This window comes from Pseudobdellovibrionaceae bacterium (assembly GCA_020635075.1).
Lineage (GTDB): Bacteria > Bdellovibrionota > Bdellovibrionia > Bdellovibrionales > UBA1609 > JADZEO01.
The window spans coordinates 168,552-191,436 of sequence record JACKAM010000003.1 but is presented as its reverse complement, the minus strand read 5'-3'; the positions used below and the strand labels follow the sequence as shown (position 1 = coordinate 191,436).

The 22,885-nt window shown below is 50.4% G+C and carries 22 protein-coding genes; 10 read left to right on the top strand and 12 right to left on the bottom strand.

Translation table 11 applies throughout. From position 1 onward, the window contains the following. Positions 1–43 precede the first annotated feature (43 nt). The gene (locus H6624_15340; protein MCB9085720.1) at positions 44–1,363 is read left to right on the top strand and encodes an Hsp70 family protein; all 1,320 of its coding nucleotides are present in this window, start codon (positions 44–46) and stop codon (positions 1,361–1,363) included. Here the strand turns inward: H6624_15340 and H6624_15335 are convergent. From H6624_15335 to H6624_15315, 5 genes are all read right to left on the bottom strand, one after another. Next, entirely contained in the window at positions 1,326–1,910 is a 585-nt protein-coding gene (locus H6624_15335) for a hypothetical protein (GenBank protein ID MCB9085719.1), read from the bottom strand. The two genes, H6624_15340 and H6624_15335, sit on opposite strands and share 38 nt — an antisense overlap. Before the next feature lie 8 nt (positions 1,911–1,918). After that, on the bottom strand, positions 1,919–2,773 hold the full coding sequence (locus tag H6624_15330) for an NHL repeat-containing protein (protein ID MCB9085718.1): 855 nt from the start codon (positions 2,771–2,773) through the stop codon (positions 1,919–1,921). 12 nt (positions 2,774–2,785) lie between these two features. Beyond that, positions 2,786–3,364: a hypothetical protein gene (locus H6624_15325; GenBank protein ID MCB9085717.1), complete on the bottom strand. Its 579-nt coding sequence runs from the start codon at positions 3,362–3,364 to the stop codon at positions 2,786–2,788. Further along, positions 3,361–5,022, bottom strand: a complete 1,662-nt coding sequence (locus H6624_15320; GenBank protein MCB9085716.1) for a fibronectin type III domain-containing protein — start codon at positions 5,020–5,022, stop codon at positions 3,361–3,363. Before H6624_15320 ends, H6624_15325 begins: the two co-directional genes overlap by 4 nt. 78 nt (positions 5,023–5,100) lie before the next feature. Continuing rightward, entirely contained in the window at positions 5,101–5,745 is a 645-nt protein-coding gene (locus H6624_15315) for a histidine phosphatase family protein (protein MCB9085715.1), read from the bottom strand. A gap of 119 nt (positions 5,746–5,864) precedes the next feature. On the opposite strand from H6624_15315, the gene H6624_15310 reads away from it, so the two are divergent. The 3 genes from H6624_15310 to H6624_15300 are packed head-to-tail and all read left to right on the top strand — an operon-like array spanning position 5,865 to position 8,387. Continuing rightward, positions 5,865–7,283, top strand: a complete 1,419-nt coding sequence (locus tag H6624_15310; GenBank protein ID MCB9085714.1) for a hypothetical protein — start codon at positions 5,865–5,867, stop codon at positions 7,281–7,283. A gap of 58 nt (positions 7,284–7,341) precedes the next feature. Further along, positions 7,342–7,725: a hypothetical protein gene (locus H6624_15305; GenBank protein ID MCB9085713.1), complete on the top strand. Its 384-nt coding sequence runs from the start codon at positions 7,342–7,344 to the stop codon at positions 7,723–7,725. Next, a complete protein-coding gene (locus H6624_15300; protein ID MCB9085712.1) occupies positions 7,722–8,387 on the top strand; it encodes a hypothetical protein in 666 nt (221 codons plus the stop codon). The genes H6624_15305 and H6624_15300 overlap by 4 nt, the downstream gene beginning before the upstream one ends. On the opposite strand, the gene H6624_15295 is transcribed toward H6624_15300, so the two are convergent. Next, entirely contained in the window at positions 8,317–9,900 is a 1,584-nt protein-coding gene (locus tag H6624_15295) for a radical SAM protein (protein MCB9085711.1), read from the bottom strand. The genes H6624_15300 and H6624_15295 overlap by 71 nt on opposite strands. Then, positions 9,897–11,468 (bottom strand): radical SAM protein, encoded by a 1,572-nt coding sequence (locus tag H6624_15290; GenBank protein MCB9085710.1) that lies wholly within the window; start codon positions 11,466–11,468, stop codon positions 9,897–9,899. Before H6624_15290 ends, H6624_15295 begins: the two co-directional genes overlap by 4 nt. 128 nt (positions 11,469–11,596) lie before the next feature. Here H6624_15290 and H6624_15285 point away from each other — a divergent pair, with 128 nt between their 5' ends. The 4 genes from H6624_15285 (at position 11,597) to H6624_15270 (ending at position 16,281) form a co-directional block, all read left to right on the top strand. Continuing rightward, complete coding sequence (locus H6624_15285) at positions 11,597–12,865, top strand: hypothetical protein (GenBank protein MCB9085709.1); 1,269 nt, start codon at positions 11,597–11,599, stop codon at positions 12,863–12,865. 43 nt (positions 12,866–12,908) lie between these two features. Next, positions 12,909–13,874, top strand: a complete 966-nt coding sequence (locus tag H6624_15280; GenBank protein MCB9085708.1) for a cation transporter — start codon at positions 12,909–12,911, stop codon at positions 13,872–13,874. A gap of 152 nt (positions 13,875–14,026) precedes the next feature. Further along, positions 14,027–14,959 carry a hypothetical protein gene (locus tag H6624_15275; GenBank protein ID MCB9085707.1) on the top strand — a complete coding sequence of 311 codons (933 nt, stop codon included), beginning with the start codon at positions 14,027–14,029 and terminating at the stop codon, positions 14,957–14,959. Between the two features lie 182 nt (positions 14,960–15,141). After that, the gene (locus tag H6624_15270) at positions 15,142–16,281 is read left to right on the top strand and encodes a hypothetical protein (protein ID MCB9085706.1); all 1,140 of its coding nucleotides are present in this window, start codon (positions 15,142–15,144) and stop codon (positions 16,279–16,281) included. A 25-nt stretch (positions 16,282–16,306) separates the two neighbouring features. Here H6624_15270 and H6624_15265 read toward each other — a convergent pair whose 3' ends face one another. From H6624_15265 to H6624_15255, 3 genes are read right to left on the bottom strand one after another with little or no spacing between them, the layout of a single operon-like run. Continuing rightward, positions 16,307–17,752: a radical SAM protein gene (locus tag H6624_15265; protein ID MCB9085705.1), complete on the bottom strand. Its 1,446-nt coding sequence runs from the start codon at positions 17,750–17,752 to the stop codon at positions 16,307–16,309. Positions 17,753–17,760: 8 nt separating this feature from the next. After that, the gene (locus tag H6624_15260) at positions 17,761–18,714 is read right to left on the bottom strand and encodes a radical SAM protein (protein MCB9085704.1); all 954 of its coding nucleotides are present in this window, start codon (positions 18,712–18,714) and stop codon (positions 17,761–17,763) included. Between the two features lie 15 nt (positions 18,715–18,729). Continuing rightward, on the bottom strand, positions 18,730–19,782 hold the full coding sequence (locus H6624_15255; protein ID MCB9085703.1) for a radical SAM protein: 1,053 nt from the start codon (positions 19,780–19,782) through the stop codon (positions 18,730–18,732). Between the two features lie 184 nt (positions 19,783–19,966). Between H6624_15255 and H6624_15250 the strand changes: the two genes are divergently transcribed. Beyond that, a complete protein-coding gene (locus H6624_15250) occupies positions 19,967–20,653 on the top strand; it encodes a hypothetical protein (GenBank protein ID MCB9085702.1) in 687 nt (228 codons plus the stop codon). Between the two features lie 82 nt (positions 20,654–20,735). Next, positions 20,736–21,299: a bifunctional 3-hydroxydecanoyl-ACP dehydratase/trans-2-decenoyl-ACP isomerase gene (gene fabA / locus H6624_15245; GenBank protein ID MCB9085701.1), complete on the top strand. Its 564-nt coding sequence runs from the start codon at positions 20,736–20,738 to the stop codon at positions 21,297–21,299. Positions 21,300–21,306: 7 nt separating this feature from the next. On the opposite strand, the gene H6624_15240 is transcribed toward fabA, so the two are convergent. Further along, entirely contained in the window at positions 21,307–21,588 is a 282-nt protein-coding gene (locus H6624_15240) for a chorismate mutase (GenBank protein ID MCB9085700.1), read from the bottom strand. A 9-nt stretch (positions 21,589–21,597) separates the two neighbouring features. Then, positions 21,598–22,872, bottom strand: coding sequence for a U32 family peptidase (locus H6624_15235; GenBank protein ID MCB9085699.1), 1,275 nt, complete (start codon positions 22,870–22,872; stop codon positions 21,598–21,600). Positions 22,873–22,885 lie beyond the last annotated feature (13 nt).

The window sequence follows — 22,885 nt, the reverse complement described above, 5'->3', positions numbered from 1 at the left end:
GAATGGGGTCAGAGGCCATTCAAAAAAATTAAAAGGAGACTATATGTCGGAACGTGTTTCACGCTCTGAAGGGGTTGTTTACGCCATTGATTACGGCACATCCAACTCTCTCTTAGGATATGTAACGAAGGATCGTGTTTTCGATCCCATTCCCTTGGACGAGGAGGCCGAGGACCCTACTGTCTTTCGCAGTGTCTTGTATTTTCCCCACCAGGATATGTGCTTTTACGGGCAAAAGGCAGTGACCGAGTACGCGCAAAACTACGGCGAGGGGAGACTGATCCGTTCGGTAAAAAAGTACCTGCCGTCCACCCGTTTTGTGGGTTCTTACATCGAAGACCGGGTGGTCAGGCTTGAGGACTTGATCGGACTTTTTCTTCTGGAAATGCGCAAAAGGGCCAATGAAAGATTGGACCTGGATGTGACCAGTGTGGTTCTCGGTCGTCCGGCAAAGTTTTCCTTTGATCCAACGGAAGACAAAATGGCCGAGTACCGCCTTAAGAAGGCGGCTGAGTTTGCGGGTTTTAAACATGTGGAGTTTCTGGCTGAGCCCATTGCGGCCGCCTTTGACATGAAGAAGACTCTGACTGAAGTCAAGAATGTGTTGGTTGTTGATTTAGGCGGTGGAACTTCTGATTTCACCGTCATTCGCATTGGTCCTGATGAGTTTCGCCAGGAAGATCTATTGGCTCTTGGCGGAGTGTCCATTGCCGGTGACCTGATCGATGGTAGATTCGTCGAAGAAGAGGTGTCCCCATACTTTGGAGCAAACGTTCGCTATCGATACCCTGGTAGCAACAATATTCTTAAAATGCCGCCCGTGCTGAAGGACTGCCTGTGTTCACCGGCTGATATCGTGCAGATGCGCAAAGGTGATCACTACGAGTTCTTTCGCCAGATTCGCCACATGGCTCTGTCGGAGGAGGACCAACGCCACCTCAACAATCTCATGGTATTGTCTGAGGACCAGTTGGGGTTTGAACTTTATGAGTCCGTGGACCGCTGCAAGCGGGGACTCTCGGACTCCACCGCCAGTGAGTTTTCGTTTGTCTATCCAGAAGTCGACGTAATGTTCACCGAAGGGAGATCGCGCTTCAATCAGGTGATCGACGCCAAGATTCAGCAAATCACCGATTGCCTAGAGGAGACCATGAAACAATCAGGCCTCAAATCTGAGGACATTGATCTGGTCTACTGCACCGGGGGAACTTCCAAGCTTTTCTGCATTCAGGAACATTTAAAATCCCAGTTTGGTGAAGAAAAGGTCGTCGCCTCTGGCTTCTTTCACTCCGTAGTCTCCGGCCTCTGCCAATACGCCCAAGGTCTTATTGAAAGTGGCGGCACCAGTAGTTGGGGGCAATGATTCGGCGGGCGTCGCCCACTCCGAGGCGCATTGAGTTGGGGCGCGCCACGAAGCGCAGGCTTTGATTGCGGGACGAGCCGGGTGAGATAAAGCGGATTTGTCCAAAGCCATCCCGATCTGTGGTGACCAGACCTTCAAACAATCCCACTTTCCACTCCAGACGGGTGGATGACAGAGGCGAAAGACTGGCCATAGACACGGACTCCACAGTGCCTTCACTGTCCCGACACTGAAAGCGAAAGTGAAGCACGGCGAAATATAAATTCTCACAGTTGTACTTGTCCGAATAGCCGGATCCAACTTTGCAGGTATTAAATCTCTTTTCCTCGAATCCCAAATTGTCAAAGGAGCGACCCATGCGCAGAGCCTCCTGCAGGCTGTCCATGTTAACTCGGCGCTTTTTTGGGATAGCGCGGACGGCATCGCCACCAATTCTGTCGGGGCGGTATGGGTCTTCTGGAGGAGGGGGTTGTGCGGGTTCAGGGGTGACGCAACCAAATAGGGCAAATACAAGGAGGCAAAGCAGAGTTTTCAAAGTAGTTTTCATTTTAACTCCTAGTATTGAGTGAAGGCCAGGTACTGAGGGTCGATAACCCCCGTCGCCCACTCCCAAAGTTGGCCGGCGATATCAATGAGCACCACGCGGGCGTTCCCCTGTTCGACGGCATAGATGTTGCCGACCGGATCAACGGCGATCCCCGAGGGAGCACTGAGTCCTTCTGCCACAACGGTGGCACCGCTTTCGCCCCTTTGGTGAAAACGGTAGATCCGCGAATTGGAAACTGTGTTTTCTGAAACATAGATGCGTCCAGTGGCATCGGTGCTGATGTTGGTCGGCGTATTGATATTGGCTTGTGTGCCGGACTTGACCCACTGAACGTAGTCACTGGCGCTTCCGGTGTTGTCCACCCCCACCACCATCAGGTCCTCCACGCCAAAGGCCAATGATGTGGGAAGATAAGGGGACGAGAAAGAGGTGATGACTTTGGTGCTCCCGTCGCCACTGATGCGCAAGACATTGCGGGCAGTGCCATGTTGGACAACAAAGACCTCGCCAAAGCTATCAACTGCCACCACGCTGGGGCTATCAAGGCCGGTCGCAAAAACAGAGTAGGCGCCGGAGGCGGCATCCACTTTCAGTAGTCGGTTGTTGCCTTCTTCCACCACGTAAAGGTTGTTGGCTCTGTCAGTGGCAATTCCCAGCGGATTATTGAGGCCGCTCACCAGCACGCTTCGCTGCCCATCGCGGTCAAACTTCAAAACCCGTCCGTTAGCACCCTCACTGAGATAGAGAGGAAAATCAAACACCGGAGTCTGTCCCTGGCGCAATAACTTGGACGCGCTTCGTCCGCACCCCAGTGGGAGAAGTAGGGAGAGAGTGAATGCTAACAACAAAAAGCGTGTGACCAAATCAATGACCCTTTAAAACCGATAGCCAATTCCCGCCAGCGGATAGCCGTCTGTTTGCGTGATGGGATCGCTCAGGGCAATGCCATCTTGCTTTTTCACGTTCTGAGTTCGGTATTTGTAACTTCCTTGAAAGAAAAATCCGCCCCCAGACCCTTTGCCAAGGGAAAATCTCACACCGGCGCCAGCGTAAAAGCCATCGCCGGTTTGCTCGGCAATGGAGCGATCCACAAAGGACCGGTTCATGATCACCATATACCCAAACTCCACGTAGAAAATGTTCCAGTGAGCCTCCAGTTTGGGGCCAACCGCCGTGTCTTTCTCCACCTTGCCCTGCTGGTCAAATTGAGCAAACAGTCCGGCCCCCCACCAGGAGCCGTGATAGTTGTACTCAAGCTGACTAAGAATCGTGGAGCCTTCGGGGCCCTGTCCTCCCTGGCGAGTGGAGGAAGCCAACAGCATGAGACCACCGGAAATACTATGTCCTGATTGCCCCCCTTTTTTCGCCTTACCTGCCGCCCAGGCGGAGAAACTCAGTCCGGTGGTGAGGACCAGAAAAACTGAGATGAGGTTAATTCGTATCACCATCATCATCGCAGAGTCCTAAACACCAACATATTGCTGGTTGTGGGGTTTCCGTTTTGATCAGCGGTGTAGATTTCATAAAAGTAAAACTTGTAAGGCTGGAGTCCCGTCAGCTCCACCCGGTGGTAAATCCGGGGAGTGGCATCGTAAGTGCTTGTTTGGGAGATCGAACCAATGCCGTAGCCAATCTGTGTATCCGCCCCTTCGTTGGTGAGCCAATGCACCACAGCTGTGGTGGAAGTGATCTCCGTCGCCTGGGCGGAGATGATTTCCGGTGGATCGGTGTCGCCCGGATCAGGAGGAGCCACTGGTCCGTCTTGTAGAGGAGAATCGGGGTCATTGGGAACGACACAGGTTTCGGTGAAGTAAGTACCCTGCAGGTTCAACTCGGGTCCACTCACGGGTGAGCCAAATGTGCGGTTGACGGTGGCATTGGAGGCCTCGACACGCTTAAGGCCACCCGCAACTGCCACGTTGAATTTGCCCTGGGCCAGCAAGTCGCGCACCACACTGGCGCCCAGCAGTTGCACCAAATCAATGGTGACGGCGGTCGGAGTGCTGTCAGTGGGAATGGGGGCAAGAATGGAATTCCAGTAGTTCACATAGCTGGTCCCTGTTTCCCATCGTTCGACGGCCGAAGTCGCGTTGCTGGTGTTAAAGCCAGCCTCGCCAACTGCCACACCGTTGATGGCGATGGCCGAGGCACCAGCGGTGCGCTGTACATTCAAAGTCATCGTGGCCGTGGTGACAGCAATATTGTTCGTGTTCACCAAGGGGAGTTGGGTGTCGAAGTAGTACTCCACTGTATCAGCAAGGCCACTCGACCAGGAGGTGAAAGGGTCCTCCACGGTGCCGGAGAAAAAGGCCTGGCCAATGGAGTTGCCATCATTGTGCAGATAATGATTTTCAAAGGTAGCCGTGGGGGAGGTGGCGCAACTCAGTGAGGACTTCGATATGGTGTAGCCATTGATCACCAGGTAGGCTTGATAAATGGGCGAGTCATCGCCCGTCACCACAGGAAGAAAGCCATCCTGCAGGATATCCAGGATTGAAAGAGGGGATGGGGTGAGGAGTTGCTCCAGATCCAGATCGAAAGTGTTAATGGTGTTCTGCTTATAGTGGGTGAGGGAGTAATCCATGTAGTAGCTGTTTACAGGATTGCCACCAGGATTTCCCACCCAATGGGCGTGAAGCACTCGCGGGCTGAAGTCATTTATGAAGGTTGCGGGCGGTCGCCCGGTGAGAACCGAGTCCACAAAAATGCCCTCTGTGTCCGACCCGTCGCGGGCGGTGTCTATAACCAGATGGGCATTGGCGATCTTGAAGTTGTTGGGCGGATAGGAGAATGAAAAGTAAAAGGGAGTTTGGGTGTCTTGAAAGGGAGCTTCATTAATGTCAATGAGAGGGCGGCTAAAAGGGTAATCATTAGCCGCATTATCCACGGGTGTGGTGCCCGGAAAGTTCCAAGTGGGAATCGATGCGGAGCCAGTGACGGGAATGACCATCTTAACTGAATAAATGGCACCGGGACTTTCCCCGCCGACAGCTGATCCTAAGCTATTGCCACGATGAAGAGGTAAGGCTTCGCCACACGAAAGTGCCAACAGGGGCAATAGCAGAACCACCGTCATCAAACGACAAATGTAAAAACCAAAACCCAACCTCATTGTTTTATTCTATATTATGACTCGAAAACGAACAGCTGAGCGAAGGCCGAGTCCAGCTGTGGGCAAGGGTTTTAGGGCCTATTGTGGGTTCCCAGAAGAGGGAGTGACCAAATTTGCACCAAAGTCGTGAAGCTTTTTAAAATCAAAATCAGGAAGACCCAAGTCCAGGTAGTCCAGGCAATTCATCTTTTGCCACATGCCAAAGGCAAACAAAGAGCGGTTGGTCTTTTGTGCATAGAGTGAGATGACGGTGCCGTGAGAAATCACCAAAACATTTTCAGGTTTACCCAGGAGAATTAAATTGATGCCAAATTCAAACCGGTCCAGAGCTTCCTCCGCAGACTCCTCGCCCACCACTTTTTCATGGCGGCGGACAAAGAGCTCCCGGTTGTATTCAACGTGTTCTTCTCGCGACATGATGGGCATGGCTCGGCGATCAATTTCATTTAACTCCGCAAGGGGCCTGGTTGGCACCTGAAGCACTTTGGCAACAATTTGGGCTGTCTCAAGGGCTTTTGGTTCTTCGCTCGAATAAACCACATCAAACCAGTAGTGGTCTTTAAAGTGATTTCCGAGTTGCTCGGCGCCAGCCCGGCCCTCTGGGCCGAGGACCCATTCCTTGGGTGGCTTGGAGGCATCGAGAATAGGCATGGCGTGTTTAACAAGTACAAGGCTTCCCATGGGAAAAAGTGTACCAAGCTGAGACGGGTCCGACCAAATCATCTCAAGTTAATCCACCGCGTAACCGATAGTTTTGAGTGTCCTGTGGCAACAAATTTATCTCAGCATTATTAACGGTTTGTCTAACCCTGGCGCCGGCTTTGGCGGCCAGTTGGCAACCCATGGAAACCGTTCCTTGTTCCAGCAACATTGGTGGACCTGGATCTGACATGGGAAGCGTTTGCCCGCAAACTGAAGACGGACTTTATCAGCGTCTGAAACAACTCAAACCAAATGCGAGTAATGGCGACTACTGTAACACCAACGCCAAGGCTGCGATTCAATGTTGTCTGAATCCGGATCAGGATCTGTGTAAGCTTATTCAATTTGATTATGCTCCACCTCAGGCTGGCTCCGGAATTGAGGGAAGTTTTGACAGTCAGATCGAACAATATGTCCGGGCCTACAACGATGCCAATAGACGGGCCTACTTGTGCAATCACTACATTGAGACGGGCTGCAAGAGCAATTGCAAACAGTACATAGAGGGAAAACGACAAGAGCTGTTTAAAGCTCAGGAAGCCGCTACCAGTATGGCTGATCTCACTCTACAGGATATGCTGAGTGCGGAGATCCAATCGAGTGAGGCGGTCTACAAGGAGATTTGCACAGAGAACCTAGGCGAGGTTCATGCCTGTCTGGGGAATCAGGCTCAGGACTACCGAGCTGCGGCCGGCAAGACTCTGGATTGCCGACGGCAGGCGGTGACTAACAGCGCGCCCAGGCACCAGATTGTCTGCTATGCCGATACAGAGGGGCTTGAGCAATGTCAGTACAATGCCTCGGATAATCCAGCTTACAGGGACTTGGCGGACATTGGACCTCCATCTGAGGTGGATCAAGCCTATGGGTTTATGCAAACTCAAGACGCAAAAGGGAATTTTGACGGTACTTGTTCTGGAACAGCCTTTGGCGACGGTTCTCAGGCAATTACAGCAGCCCATTGTTTTGATCCCAACGGAGGCAAAGCCAGTCTGTGGTTTCAAGATGCAGACGGAAAGATGCAACAGACGACGGCGACCTGTATGGGCAATGATCGCTACAGTCCCCAGGGCTACAACCCTACCCATCATGATACGGTTTTGTGCAACCTGGACAACCCGGCTCACGTTAAGACTAATTATTTTGTGGCCACTAGAGACACCAGTGTGAGGCAGGGATGCATTCCAGAAGATTACTTCTTGCGCTGTTCTCCTAAGGTGTTCGAATCAGTGGATGGTCAGGACGTGCAGGTGGTTCACTATCCGGCGAGCCAAGCGCGTGACGGTTACTATCGACCCATTTGGAGCAATGGGAAGCTGCGCTACGACCGCTCGACAGGCCACTTTTACACCGACTCGTTTGGCGACGGTGGCTCGTCTGGAGCTGGTTATGTGACGACACTTGAAGGCTATCCGGTGATTATCTCGAATGACTCGGCTAAGTACGCAGGCTCTCATCACCGTCGAACGCCAGTCATTGAGTGGAGAGACGTATCTCAGATGAGAGCTGATTTGAGCCGGGACAAAATTGAGGGTACGGATTCGATTTTTTATCCGTAAGTGGGGCGAACGCACGGGTGGCGTTCAATAGTGTGGAAACTGGGCAAGGGTTGACAGGGTGCGGACATCAAGACAACTTGAAATTGGAATTCTCGTCGTGGTGATTCTCGCCATCGGCTACATTTACTTTCCACATCTTCAAAACCTATACCACCAGTCCGTGAGTACCGCCTCGGCGAGTAAAGGTCGTGGCCCTACATCGACCCACTGGCTGGTGACGACGGATCGCAAGGATGCCTACAATCAAATGAGTCCTGCTGATCAGGTGCGAGTGCGCCGTGCTGTCCAGTACTTTTGTGCCATCAACTGGGATACAGACTCTTGCCTTCATCACATGATCACATGCGGAAAGAAGTGCATGAGCTATTTAAGTCCCCCTACTCAGGAAAAGGTCAGGGCTCACTATTTTCAGCGCCGGGATCAATTGAGGAAAAGGAAATGAAAACGTCAAGGCGATCGACAATAGTTTGTATTACGATTTTAAGTTTCCTGATTGCTCAACAGGCATTTGCGATCCGCCTTTTGAGTCCCCAGGAACGCAAAGGAGAGCTGCGCGGACATTTGGATAAAAACCCACCCATCCCGATCTATGGGCCAGACTCGATTATCCTGAGTTATGTGGACAAGGGAAGGATAGAAACTGTGACCGATCAATCCGGAGCTCTGACCCTCGCTGTTTCTGTTGATGCCGTGGAGTCAGTATTGAAGTCTGGTCGCTCGGAAATTGTAAAGACCAAGTACCAAGGGAATCAGCCACAGACCATTGAGAAATCCCTGGAAATGCTCAAGGTCAAGTTTGGCAAGGGGAGTGCACACCCCAAGGCTGAGGAAATCCAGGCGAGAATTGAAAAGGCCAGCCTTGTTTTGGAGCAGAAGGGAGCTCTTTCCGGTGAGTTTGTCCAAAGCAGTCGGGAGGTTTTGGATTTGGTTGGCTATGAGGAGGAGTACCAAGAGGGTAAAGCCTCACCCCAAGGGGCTGTTCCATTTTACTCTAAGATTCGTGGTCAGGGATTTGAGTCCAAGCCCGAGCTTTTTATTTATGACCTACAGCCTGCTCAAGGGACGTCGCGTCCGTCTGGCAATCAACAATCAACTTCTCAATAACAGGAAGCTTATCCTGTAAAGGGTCCTCTAAATTAAACCCGAGATCCAACACCTGTTGGCGCAACTGTGCATGACGTTTCACCCTGAGTTCAATGGTGTTTTCCTGGTAACGCCAAAGTTTGAACTCATTGTAGAACTCGGTTTGACCAAATCGCGGATCCTTTTCGATAAAGACTTCTTGATTTGAAAGCGTATTCTTTAGGCGCGAGTTGCGCAGAACTGAAGCTGTATGGCCAATATTCAGGTGGGATATAGTATCCCGGTAGGGCTGCAGTTGGCCAATGAGGTCTAGGGTCTGATCAAAATCTGGGTCCTCCTCGAAAGGATGACCGACAAAAAACATCAAACGACAGGTCAAGTTGTTCTGCTTCAACTGTTTGAGGGTAAAGAGGAGGTCCTCATTGGAAAACCGCTTGCCCATGTGTCGGCGCACATCCGGGCTTCCCGATTCAATGCCAAAGTGGAGGCGGTGGCATCCCGCTGCCCTTAACTTCTTAAAGTAATTTGTATCCACCTGACTATTTCCGCGAACGACAAAGAAGCCTTCCCACATAAATGGATCAACTCCATACCGATCATAGAGCTGAATGAGGTGGTCGCAGAATTGGTCCAGGTGTTTGAGATTGGCGTTGAGAAGATTGTCGGCAAAGACAAACTTTTTGATTCCATGTCTTTGGTATTGGGCGAACAATTCACCTGCTAATTCGTCAGCCGGACGTTGGCGAAAGCTTCCCTTTGTTACCCGTACATGGCAAAAATCACAGTGCCAAATGCAACTTCGTGATCCTTGAACAAACAGATACTCCAACCCCAGCTGACCGCCGTGAATCTTGCTGACCATGATGTTTTCGCGGGGGTCAGGCGATGGATTGGGATAGCTTTGAAGAGGGAAATCGGAGTAATCAGAGACAGGCACGAGGTCCAAACGTGCCTCGCCAAACTTAGCAAGAGTCAGTCCAAGAACCGGGGGGTGTCCGTTTATTAAGGCTAACAGAGCTTCTTCCGCTTCACCCACAAGGTAATCATCAATTAGACCTTCCTTGAACATCGGGGCTCCGCAGTATTGGACCTGACTGCCGCCGACAATTATTTTTTGTTCAGGACAAGTTTTTCGAATGGCACGGCAAAACTCTTTGGTAAGTCTTTCCGTGCGTTTGTCGTGAACGGAAAAACCAACCCACTTGGCTTGCGCATCAATGAATGTCTTAGCCCAATAGTTTACAAAGTCCTCAATGTGGTGCTGTTTAGAAAACTCGGCGTACAATTGGTCGCTCATCATCGGATGGGGCTCAAGAGAAAATAGGCTGGAGTCGCGTTCAAGGTAGTGCCAAAGCTCAAGGTTCAAGTCCACGCAATGGGCCTTTTTATTCGCACGAGCTAGAAAGGATTTGAGTAAGGCAGGAGCCATAAGGGGACCAGTGGCCAAACTGTAGAGCATGGGTGAAATGACAAGCAGGACATCCTGGCCTTTGGGAAGATCGGCACTGACTCGGGTTGTTTCAGGTTTCTTCATCCAGACCCCCTGCTCATGGAGGGAGTCCTCACTTGAGGAGTTGCATGTCCATTCAGTATTTGTTGTTTGTAATGGTTGACGGCAACTCCCTTGCGCTGACTCACCTGGCGAATAAACTCAACGTCGGAAATCGACTTGTTGTAAATTTCATGGTGACTAAAGCCAAGAGACCGAATGCGCGAGTACCCGTGATAGTCAGCGAAGCGCTTTTTTTGGCGAAATCTGGACGAGGCGTAGAGTCGTCTGACATACTCGACCGTGTTGGTGCGGGTAAAGATGTCACTTTCCCAGCCATCCGGGGTCATAGTAAATCCATATTTTCTCGGATGGAGAGAGTATTCAGAAAAACTCTGGAAGCTCGTCCACTTTTGGTCGTATTTGCGGATGCTCAAGGGTGAAACTATGACAGAATCTATTGGGGCATCTGGATCGAGAAAAAAGTCGATGGTTTCGTCGATGCTCTCCCAGGAATCGTCGGGGAGACCAACTATGAGGCCGGTACCCATGACGACTCGATCTTTCCAGGTTTCGCGCAAAAACTGTAGGGTGCGAATCAGTTTTTCGGGAGCAAGCCCTTTGCCAATGGCCTTCAGTGCCTTGGGATTAAGAGTTTCAATACCAAACTGTGCTGATCGCAACCCTGAGCCTAGGAGGAGATCGCGCATTTCGGGATATTTATGAATAAGGTCGAGCCGCAAAAAACCCGACCACTCGATCTCAAAGGGTAGTCGACTGATCATTTCACACAGGTCGCGCAGTTTTGCCACGGAATCATTCACCATATGATCGACAAAAAGGTATCCCTTTATCGAATACATCTCATAGTTACGCAGAAACTCGTCGCGTAGCGAGTCCATGTTCCGCAAAATTTGGCCGTTTCCGGTGAGGCTGTAATTACAAAATCGACAGCGGAAGCTGCACCCGCGGGCGATTTCGACTGGTAAAAACTCATTGGACTGGAGGTGATCACTTCCGTCCCACAACATACCGAAGTTGGGAAACTCTTGGATACAGGGGTAATCATGGTTTCCATTGAGGATCTGTCCGCTTTTGGCCGGGCTGGTCTTAAGAGATGTATTGGTCCCGACCAAAGAAGCCGTTAAGGCCAGGGCCGCGCCCTCCCCATCGCCAACGACCCAATAGTCAACTCCGGGAAAGTCCTGAGTGTAGCCTGCCTTAAAACCACCCACGACTATCCGACAATTGGGATTTCGTCGGCGAATTTCTGCAAAGACCTCTTCCATGAATTGATCATCGAAGGGGAAGTATTTGCACTCCCTGGAGAACTCAAAGACTCGGGTGTTGGCTTTTGACTCAAGTTCCAACAGCCTTTCTGCGGGCATAGCTTGGGCAAAGTGTGTGGTGGAAAATCCGACCCACAGAGTTTCTGTTGTCACATACAAATCTAAAACGGTCTGTAGTTCGCTAAACGTGAAATCCGAGAAATAATCGACCACCTGGCATTTGTAACCACTTGCCCTCAGGACGCTGGCAATCTTGACAGCACCGGCCTCCCGGCCAAATCCGTGGACATTTGTCACATCCCCAAAGATCAAAATCTGCGCCACAGCGACACCTTCCCCCCTGTTATCAGAATAGAGACTATCAGCAAAAATGGGTAGGTCAGGGTTTGACTTTTGTCAGGACTGATTCAAAATGCAATGGGTCAACAGACAAGTCACCCCCGGGGGTAAGAGTGAAAAGCGAACCAAGGCCAGTCGGTGAGAACGAAGCCTTTGCGAATGGGCAAGTGAAGTTCGTCAGAATGGCCCTGTTCGTTTTTGTATCGGCCTTTCTTTATTTGTCGCCGGTTTGGGCGGAAGAGTGGCGACCCGATCTATTGTCCTGGAACGAGGTGGAGGGTGAAGGGCTTGATGTCGCAACCTATTGGGATACAGAATACGTATCGGATCATCTGACTTATAGTCTCCCCTTGGCCATGGATCAGGAGTGGAATCTGATCCAACAGGGTTACCGTATGGCTTTGGGGAGTCTCAGTAGCAAAAGGTTCCTCAATTATCATCAGGTAAAGTTGGTCACGGACTTGAATGAAAGCGTGAAATTTCGCTTTTCTCTAATTGAGCAATCGGATTTTGATCATCAGTTTTCTTCTTACTTTCTGGAATTGGCATTTCGACTCAACGAGTATTGGTCCTGGTCTTTGTTCGGTTCTCCATCCAGTCACAAGTCGGAAGATGATGTTGGCGTGGCCCTTGATTTTTCTCCGGTGGGTCCATTTAAGGCCAGAATCTTTTATCAGGCTGTGGACTTTTCCCGCAATCAGCGGAACGAGAAGGCAGATCGATTTGTTCGCCAACCGGCCGCCTATGGGGTATTGGCTGAACAGGACCTGGGTAGCGGATGGTTGGTCAAGGGGGCTTGGCGGCAGGAGAAACCTATGCGCTGGAAGATTCCTGAGGAAGATCGGCTTTATGATTTCTCCCGAAGTCATTGGCAGCTAAAGCTGGAGAGGTTGGGTCATGAATACATGGACATTTTTATGCATGCCCATTTGACCAAGAAATACGAGAGTCAGGGATCACTTTCAGCCTATCAGATTTCCGAGCAAGCCTGGACAGATCGCGGCGGAGTACGATGGGAAGGTCAATTTCATGCCTACCGGTTGCATTTGGGTTTCAGTTATGAAGATCGACGACTAAAGACCTCGACGGGAGAGGTGAAGGCTCGTGACCACTCTCCCTATGTTTGGACCTATTTGCCGATCAATAACCAGCATTGGCTGTGGGCGGGATACGAGGTGACCTATCATAAAGGAGAGGGGCCCAAAGCCTTAAGGTCATCTCTTGATCAGAACGAAGCCTATGAACATCGATTGAATTGGGTTTGGGAGTGGAAACCCCGCCGGTCTCTCTATTTGCGTCTATTGGCAACATTTGATCTCGACCACTTTTCCAAGTCTGATGCCTGGGAGGGCGGAGCTGGTCAATTTATGGCAGAGTTTTAAGCGGTGATTGACCCCAACTCCAAAGCCCCTTACAAGAGGATTTATGACTTCTGAATGTGGCCACGACCATCAGCATTCTCACGACCATGGACATGGGTCCGGCTTTGGACATCACCACCATCACCATCACGACCTGCACGGCCGTCAGTTGGTGTGGGCAGTTGTTATCAATGTGGTGTTGACCCTAGTTCAATTAGTCGGTGGTTTGATGTCCGGGTCATTGGCACTGGTCGCAGATGCGGTTCACAATTTCAGCGATGCCGGATCCTTGGCGATCGCAGCGTTTGCCCGCAAGGTGGCTGGGCTCCCTGCTTCCGAGCGTATGACCTACGGTTATGGTAGAGCAGAAATCTTGGGTGCACTGGTAAATAGCACGACGCTGGTTATCGTCGGACTTTATCTGCTGTACGAGTCCGTTGATCGTTTTCTGCACCCCCAGCCCATTGACGGATGGGTGGTCATTGCTGTGGCGGGAGTGGCTCTGGTGGTCGATGTCATCACAGCGCTTTTGACCTTTAAAGGGGCCAAGGACAGCGTCAACATACGGGCAGCTTTTGTGCATAATGTGTCAGATGCCCTGGCGTCAGTGGTGGTGATCATTTCTGGTTCAATAATCTTGCTGATGAATTGGTATTGGGTGGATCTGGTAGCAACGGTTTTGATATCGGTCTACATCCTGTATCAATCATATTTCCTGATTCGCGAGTGTCTCTCTGTTCTCATGCAAGGGGTGCCGCCTGACATTGACGTGAACCAAGTTCGTGCGGAGTTGGAAATGGTGGGGCCTATCGTCGATGTTCATCATATTCATATTTGGCAGCTTCATGAAGCTTTTCGCTCCATCGAGGCACATCTCGTTCTCAATGCTGAAAGTCTGGATCAACTGGAGCAAATCAAGGTCGCGGCAAAAAAGGTCTTGCGCGAGAAGTTTCGCATCACCCATTCCACCCTCGAAATTGAATTGGGCCCAGAGTCCAATTGTGAATCTTGTTCGACCGGTCGGAGCTAATCAGCCTTGACTGATCCTCGCTAAATAAACACAAATCCGCATTGATTTTGGTAATTCCGGGGAAAATGTGTTACATAATCTTTGGTTCATTTTGTCTGGCAGGTGGGATCTACACATTCAGTTGATGGACCAAGATCAATTGGTGGATGAGTATGTTTGGAATCTCGACATTTAAACTTGCCCTAGGTCTAGGGCTGTTTTTGGCAGGGCCTATCCGTGCGCAGTCGAGTTCCTGCTGTGGGGGGGCAACGAACTTCCCCGCTGTGATCACCACCGATTCCAAGGCTCAATTTTCTGTCGGGATGAGGGGGCAGTGGACAGTTGCCGATGCCAACAGAGAAGGTGAGATTCGCACCCGCGGTTCGCAGGAGAGGGACAATATTCGGACCTATAGCCTCACCAGTGCTTTTAAGGTCTCCGAAGCATTTCAGGCCTCAATGAGTGTTCCGGTTCTCAGCCGGGAAGTTGTGGCCGGAGCGGAGCAAGGCTGGCAGACGGATTTAGGGGATGTCTCTGTGCTGTCCAGCTATGAGTTTTTACCCGAGACCACCTATTCCCCATGGCAACCGCGTGGGTTTGCTTACCTTAGAATTTCAGCTCCTACAGGTAAATCTATTTATGAAGCTCATGATCCACTTTTATCCTCAATTAGTGGACAGGGCTTTTATGGTTTGGGTTTAGGAGCGGCATTCGTCAAGGTGATGGGGCTTTGGGATTTGCATGGAAATGCTGAGTGGAAATACTTGTGGGCCCGGCGCTTTAGCCTACGAGGTGAATCTGTTCTGATCTCGCCAGGGCCTCAGGCTTTGGGTTCTATAGGATTAGGCTACAGTCCATTGGGGACGAAGTGGAGAATGGGTCTCAGCCTCGGTCCACTTGTAACGGGGCGAGTGAGCTTTTCGAATGAAACATCGGATTCAGAGGCACGGTGGGTTTGGGATTCTACGTTCTCGGCCAGTTATTTGCTGGGTGAAGAATGGATGGCCGCCATCAGCTACCGAGACCAAACCCTGTGGGGACCAGCGAGAAATTCTCCTCTCGTTCGAGAGGTGGGTTTCTTATTGCAACACCGAGTGTCTCAATAGGACAAATTCACCTAATCTTTGCCCCTCAAATTGAGATTTTGAACCAGTTTGAAATACTGGACCCGGAGGAGATGAGAAACCCTTGCTCTTCGGGTTAAAATGAATAAACGTCTGTATGTAGATACTTAGCGACACAAATTTATGGGCCTGATGGCCCTGAAACCCTCATGGAGGTAGGTCCTATGCGCTATTTAGTCGCATTCATCCTAAGTTTTGGTTTGGCCGCTCATTCTTGGGCAGAAGCAAACCTGCCAACTGTTGGCACAATTGCCACGTACTCCTGCAGTGGCGGGCGCTCCAAAGTTCGCTTTGTTAATGCCTGGACAGGATCTTCCTCGATGATCACGGTACATGAAGATTGGAAGGGCGATGAGGTGAGTCAGGATTATCAACTTTGGCAGTACCTGGCTCAGGCGCCTGGTGAAATCACTATGGACCAGATTCTTGGTCAAATGAGTGGGGTCAAAGGGAATCTAGCCTCCATGTCCACTTTGAAGCCTGGGGTTTACAAGGGGGAGGCTCAATATTGGGACCGAATTGAAAAGCTGGCATTGACGATTGAGAGCACAGTCGGTGAAGGCAAAACAGAAAAAGGAGCCTTGGGCTCCGTAAAGTTGGTACCCATTACGACAGTCGTGAAAGCAGGAGGGAAAACCATAGCCTCCTCAACCGTCAAGTACAGCCCGGCTTTTAAGGTCAATGTCAGTGAAGAGCGGTCGGGAAAGTTTGGTGCCTATAAATGTAACGTGACAAAAGTCACGAGTTCTCCCGAAGCCTCTGAGGCTGCCATGGTTAAACTGGAATTCCTGGAGAAGGGTGGCAAGCTGAGTTATAATTGCAAAGGTGATCGCAAATCTGCCGATTACGTCGTCAATGAAAACCAGGGTTCTACTCTAATTGTCAACTCCACCCTAGATAAGAAGATCAAGTCTGTGATTACCTCCAACGAGCAGATGGTCTACGCGGGCTTAGCAAACCAGATTCAGGCGGGTGGGCAGTCTGCAGTTCAATTTCAAATTTCAGGAGACAATTTTTTTAGGGGAACTAGCGGGATCAAAGAAGGCGTTTATCATGGAACGGCAACCGGACCCAAGGGCAAAGACGTTGTCCGAGTGGAGGTTCGGCCACCATTTAAATTCCGATCACCAACTATGGGCAACATCGACGTGATCCCTATTTTGTCGGTTAGGCAGGACGATTCGACATTGATTCGACGACGTTATTTCTACTCTCCGAAGCACAAAGCTGCCGTCTATATCGGGTTCTCAGACAAAGCTAAAAAGCAAAAATGGATGTGTGATCTGGCTAAAGCTGGGAAGTAGAATCGAGTTGTAGTTTTTTTGAAGGTTAGGAAAGACTGGTGCCGGAGGTGCCAGTCTTTTTGTTTGTCATGTGGGCAAGATTTCTTCCGGTGTCGCTGCGATCAAATTTGGGGTGCCGGTACACGGCAGTTCTTTCCTTGTCCTGAGATTCACGAATCCTAAAACCAAAGTGTTTGGCGTGAGATCTCATGATTTCCGTCAATTCGGCCCGCCTTTTTCTGGTATTCGGGCCCAAGAACCACTCTCCACCAGCGTCATGGCCTATTCCCAATTTTTCCCTCTGTCGCCACAGTGGGGTTCCGGCCACGATATCCGTGGGGGCCACTCGAATATGGGCGATGACGCCAGATTGGGAGTAGGGGGCGAGGCGTTCGAGAAGATCGAGACTTTGTTGGAAGTCATCTGCCGATTCAGTAGGATACCCCGTCATAAATAACAAGTCTGCGGCGACTCCCACACGGCCCAATTGATTTAGGGTGTACACGAGAGCCCTCTCGTCAAATTTTTTTCCCATGTGCTGTCGAACCTCCGGACTGCCGGATTCAACCCCAATCTTGACCAGGTGGGCGCCCGACTGGGAAAGCAGATCAAAATCCTCAGGGGTCATCTGCTTTTCGTTAGGCACTGTCAAAAACCCTTCCCATGTTATGTCAAGGTCACTCCTAGACAGTTCTTGGAGGAGATCGCGAAAGTAACCCATATCTCCATTGAGCAAGCTATCCGTAAAATAAAACAGTTTAAGGTGGGGGTATTTACCGGCCAGGGTACGGAGTTCATCCATCACTTGGCCGACGGGACGCAGGCGGAAGGGGCCGAACCGCTTAAAGACCTCGCAAAAGCGGCAGTGATGGGGACAGCTGCGAGAGGCGCTTAGATAAAGCCCGTAGTAGCGATTCATATTCAAATCCGTATAATCAGGAATCGGTACCAGACTCAAGTCGTTTAGAAATGGGATTTTAATGACTTTTCGGGGATCAGTAAATCCTCCCATGAGGAGCTCAGGCAGGATTTGCTCACCTTCGCCGATGATCGCATAATCAGCAAGGTTCAGTTGAACAAAACGGTCGGCCACATACTCACAGTGAGCTCCGCCGATAATTATTTTCGCATATGGGACATGGGTTCTCAGGCTTTGCAGAAAATCCTCAGCGATCCATTCACTGCGGTCAGTGAAAATACTCACCCCGACACTCCTGGGTTGAAGCGCAGCAATCCGTTGGGCCCACTCCTTGCACAGTTGCTGGATCTGGGGTCGAATTCGACTGTAAGAGGGGTGCATGAGGAGTAAGGGTTCAAGGTCCTCCCAACTGAGATTGGGAAACAGATCACCAAGGCGTCGTCCCATCTCCTGATTCAGATCCAAAACCTGGCTGGAGAACCCATGGGCCGCCAAGGCGGCCTTTAGGATTGCAGGTCCCTGTAATGGGCTGGTGAGCGCATATTTGGGAAGAGAGCAGAGAACACAATCCATTTGATTTCCTAAACTCCACTGCGATCAACAGCCAGTTCATAACTTTCGAATACCGGCTCAATTTTAAAATCTGAATTCAGTCTTCCTTTGCGCCAACAGATTCCCTGGCCGGTAAAACACTCCAGGATGTTCACCTCAAGACGGGAATGAGGTTGAAAGTGAAAACAGCAACTTTTCCCCTTGCAGCGGGGGTCTGGGGAGTAGGATCGCCCTTCAAGGTGACCGCTGAGTTTAACCGCTCTCAAGAACTGCGCGGGAGAAACATAAGGTTTGAGCAGGTCAATAATCTCGGAGGTCCGATAAGGGGAAGACTCATCAACAAATCGGCCATTGTGCCCCTGTGCGCGAAACTTTACGATGCGCACAATGCGTTTGTAGGTATCGGCGAGGGCGAAGACGTCAGCGACTGCTGATTCATTGAGGCCCCGGATGAGAACGCAGGCGAGGAGCACCTTTCCCACCCTGAACTCCTGTAGGTGTTCAAGAGCGCGAACCTTCATTTCTGAGGTGTCCTGGCCGTGGATGCTTTGGCATAGGTCTGGGTTGAGACCTCCACTGATGTCCAAGTGGACTCGGCTATTCCCCCGATGAGCAACCTTGGCAAATTCGGCAACAAAATGAGAATCTTTGGCAAAGCGAATGCCGTTGGTGGTGACGAAGGCTTGATGGCCATACTGGTGGGCAGTGGCGATAAAGGAGAAGAAGTCTTTGTGAAGAGTGGGCTCGCCACCAACCATCGCTAGGATCGTCGGTCTCGGCAGTCTTTTACATAGCTCGGTAAACTGACTAATTTCCAAATCGGGCGGAAGCGTTGCGGCCGATCCGCCCGAGTCTGAGTAGCACATGAGGCAATTCATATTGCAACGGAAGGTGAGGTCAATAAAGAGCTCGGGAAAGGGGTTTTCCTCGATCATCCACTGGCGAAAAGGCAGGCTGTCAATTTTTTGTATTTCTACTGCCATTGGGTACTCACACTCTCAGTCACGTCCAAGTGCAACTTGCTGGGAAAAGTAGTTCATATTCTCGAAAAAGGGTTGGACGGTAAAATCTCTCATCAGCTTGCCCCGCCTCCAGCACATCGAAGCCCTTTGAGATCCAAATTCAATGAGCCCAATCTGGAGATGCCCATCCAACCAGAATTCATAGCAACAGGAGCGACAGACTCTTTCCGGAAAGCCCTCTTCGTGACGAGGAAGGGGACTCCCATGGCCATCTGTGGCCTGACTGCCGTCGCGGATCAAACGCTGGGGTTTAAGAACTGGTTGCTCGCCAATATAGGAAGTGAGTAGATTTTTGAGTTCAGGGGCTGTGTAGGGTAAGCCATACTTTTTATTCCAGCGGCCCAGTGGCGCTGCTGTACGAAAATGAAGATAGCGAACGACCCCCTTGTATTCTCGACACAGGGAAATCAAATCGGGAATTACGTCCTCGTTGAGGTTGCGGACAATAATAGCCGAAAGGCAAAGTCGTTTGAATCCGACTTGAGCGAGGTTTTCCAGAGCAGCCAATTTGAATTTGCCACAGGCTTCGTTGTTGATTTCCTGATACCAATCTTCACGGTGACGGCCGCCGTCCAAGCTCATCCCTATCACCATGGGAATCTTCTGATCACGGAGCTTCTGGGCGAAACTTGGGCGGCTCAGGGTTTTGCCATTAGTCACAATACTGACAAGGTGACGGTGCTCCCGAGCGATTTGCAGAAACTCAAAAAAACGGGGGTGGAGAGTGGGCTCTCCTCCTAACAGGCGAATCAGAGTTGTTCGTGGCAATTGTTCGACGACCTGACGAAAATACTCGACGTCCAGATCGGGCAGTGTGCGCACTGGATTGTAACAGTATTGGCAAGTCATGTTGCATTTGTAGGTTAGATCCACGTAAAGAGTTTCAAAGGGGTTGTGTTTAACGGAGTACACAGCTGGCCCTTGCTCAGGATAGGAAGAGGACTTAAGTAGTTCCATCGGTGTTTTACTCACTTCACTGTCAATAGCATCGGGCCCTTGGCAAAGGGCTCTTCGTGGAGCTCGACTCATTATTCTCGCAATATTGGTAGAGGGTTTTCAACTTAGCACTTCGTTTAAGAATAAGGCGAAACAATATGGGATAAAAGGATGGATTGCTTGACGCCTCATAATTTGCCAAGATCCCGCCCCCGGGTGAGAGTATAGATTAGGTCCAGTTTTCGATTTAGCATAGGGAGAAAGGAATTAATTCGCAGTGAAGATGATTGACGGGAAACCTATTCTACAGGGTGATGGAGGATTCTCCGAGCCAACTCGCTTTCAGGTGATTGATTTGATTCGTCACCCAAGCGGAGAGTGGGAGAAACAATTCAATGTCTTTCTCCGCCAGGCTCTTGAAAGTGATCAGCATCCGTTGATGCGCAACTATGTGAACATGGGGGAAGACTATAAGAAGTTTCTGTCTTTCTGCCTGTTGGTGGATCGACAACAACAAAATCGCATCGTGATGTTTACTGGACTTCATTGCCCCCCTCATTATCCGCAAACAACTGCTCGAGCATTTACCCGGCATTACTTGGATCCTGCATATCGTATGAGTCGTGGTGGAGTTTGGCTTTTGGGTAGTCGTTGGATTTTGCCCTACATGGTGGAGGTAGCGCGCGAGGCAAAACTCGAATCCGTATTTTGGTCGATGGAAAACCCAACCAGACGAAAGAAGTTGGCTCAGTTGATCAAAGCTCAAAATCGAATTGGTCAGGGGTTGTGGACCTTTGAGCTTCTGGAAGACCTCTATAACACTTGTCCTCCGATCAAGGGCAGCGGCCTGGTGAATAGCTCTGCCTGCTGTTGGCAGAGCATCGCCTTTTGCCCCCTGGCTTTTGGTGCCAGGCTGGAGCTACCCACCCTATCTGTTTCCCAGTGGTTTGACCAATTTAGTTAAAATCCCCATATTTCCCGAATTTGCTGTCTTCTCCAGTTCCCCTTTGGTAGGTATAGGGACTATGCATTAAGGAGGCCTGGGGATGAATACTGAAGTCGCTGGCGGAACAGTAAAAGAGAGATTGGCCGGTCACCCATCTGATCGATTATTTTCATATAATTACGAACAACTCATTGCTTGTGGCGAAGGCCGTATGCACGGGCCCCATTTTCCGCCCCTGCCTGTACCTCCCATGCTGATGTTTGATGAAATCACCAAAATTGACCCCGTCGGCGGGGCCCACGAAAAAGGCTATCTTGAAGCTCGGCTGACAGTACGCCCTGACCTGTGGTTTTTTGGTTGTCACTTTAAATTTGATCCGGTGATGCCTGGCTGCCTTGGTTTAGATGCCCTTTGGCAGTTGTTGGGATTTTATCTGGGATGGCGTGGTGCTCAAGGACGTGGACGTGCCCTCGGAGCGAAAGAGGTCAAGTTCACCGGTCAGATCCTTCCTGAAAATAAGGAAGTCATCTACAAGGTGGAGATGCAGCGGGTGAAGACCGCGCCCCTCTATATGGGAATCGGTGACGGTGAAGTCATTGCTGATGGCAAGAAGCTTTATGATGTCAAAGGTCTCAAGGTTGGCGTCATGCCGGTCGAAAGCTAGTTCTACACTAAGATTTTCGCAGATAATCCAAAGTCAGATCAAAAGTGCGGGTGAGATAGGATCTCACCCATGGTGCTACATCGTCTTTTTTGAGTTGATCCAACACCATGGCCAACATTTCCTCTTCCCTTTTGGCATCATAGAGTGAAAGGCCCTGTTGTTTTTTGATCTCGCCAATCTTTCCCGCCAAATTCAGACGAGAAACAAACAACTCAGCCATCTGCAGATTGATCCGATCCATTTTTTGCCGCAGACGTTGAAGTTCGGGATTTGTCGAAGATTCGCTCACTCAGGACTCCTATTGGGGACTGTCAATGTTCACACTTAGAATGGAACAATCCCTAGGAGCCTGGTCAACCGGAATATGGAAAACGCCAATACCGGGGTTCGCCTTGCTCACTTCTTGACCTTTAGCCGTGCGAATGGCGGTCACATCAAACCATTCTGATGAACCGTCAGTATGAATCAATTCACAGCGATCACCAATGGAAACAGGTCCTTTTATCTCAACTGGCATCCAGCCCTCGTAGGTCTGCTCGTCCGGTCGAACCAGGCCTCCAAATCGCTGTCGGGAACTCCGACTGGCGCCCAAAGTGTAATTGTGGTCTTGGGTCTCCGGGTCGCCCATCATAAAGCCTTTGTGGTAGCCTCGATTAGCGATCTTTTCCAACTCTTCGACCCACTTACTGTCAAAGGCCCGTCCGGCGGCAATATCGTTGAGTGCTTGTCGATAGGCTCTGACAACCATGGAAACATAATAGACCGATTTGGTGCGCCCTTCGATCTTAAGGGAGCAGACACCTGCTTCCATGATTTCTTTTAAGTGTTCGATGAGGCGCAGATCTTTGGCATTCATAATAAAGGTGCCGTTTTCGTCTTCGTCCAGGCGGTAAAACTCACCTTTATTGCGTAGATCTTCAACAAAGAAGTTCTCTTCTGACTTTTCAGTTTTATAGACGTGAAACTTCTCGCGGCAGGAGTTGTCGCAAACACCCTGGTTGGCATCTCGATAGCTCATGTAGGAAGAAAGCAGGCAGCGTCCTGAATAGGCAATGCAGATCGCTCCATGGACAAAGGCTTCCAACTCGACTTCAGGAACTTTCTCTTTAATGGTGCGAATTTCACCTAGGCTTAGCTCGCGGCTAAGGATGATTCTCTCAACACCTTGTTGGTGCCAAAAACGCACAGCCTGCCAGTTCATGCAGTTGGCCTGAACCGAAAGGTGAATGGGGATTTCCGGATAGCGTTCGCGAACAATCAGCATCAGTCCGGGATCACTCATGATCAAAGCGTCGGGCTTCAGCTCCGCCCACTGATCTAAGTGAGAGTAAAATGATTGGATCTTTCTGTTGCGGCTAAAAATGTTGGCCGTGAGATAAAGCTTTTTTCCCAAGCTTCGGGCGAGATCCAGGCCTTTGCTCAGCTCCTCCAAAGAGAACTCATTTTCTCGGGCTCTTAGTGAGAAAAAAGGGATGCCCGCATATGCGGCATCGGCGCCAAAGGCATAGGCATAGCGCAGTTTTTCAAAGGATCCAGCTGGGGCCAAGAGTTCAGGCATTTGAGGTATTTGCATGGCCCTATCTACC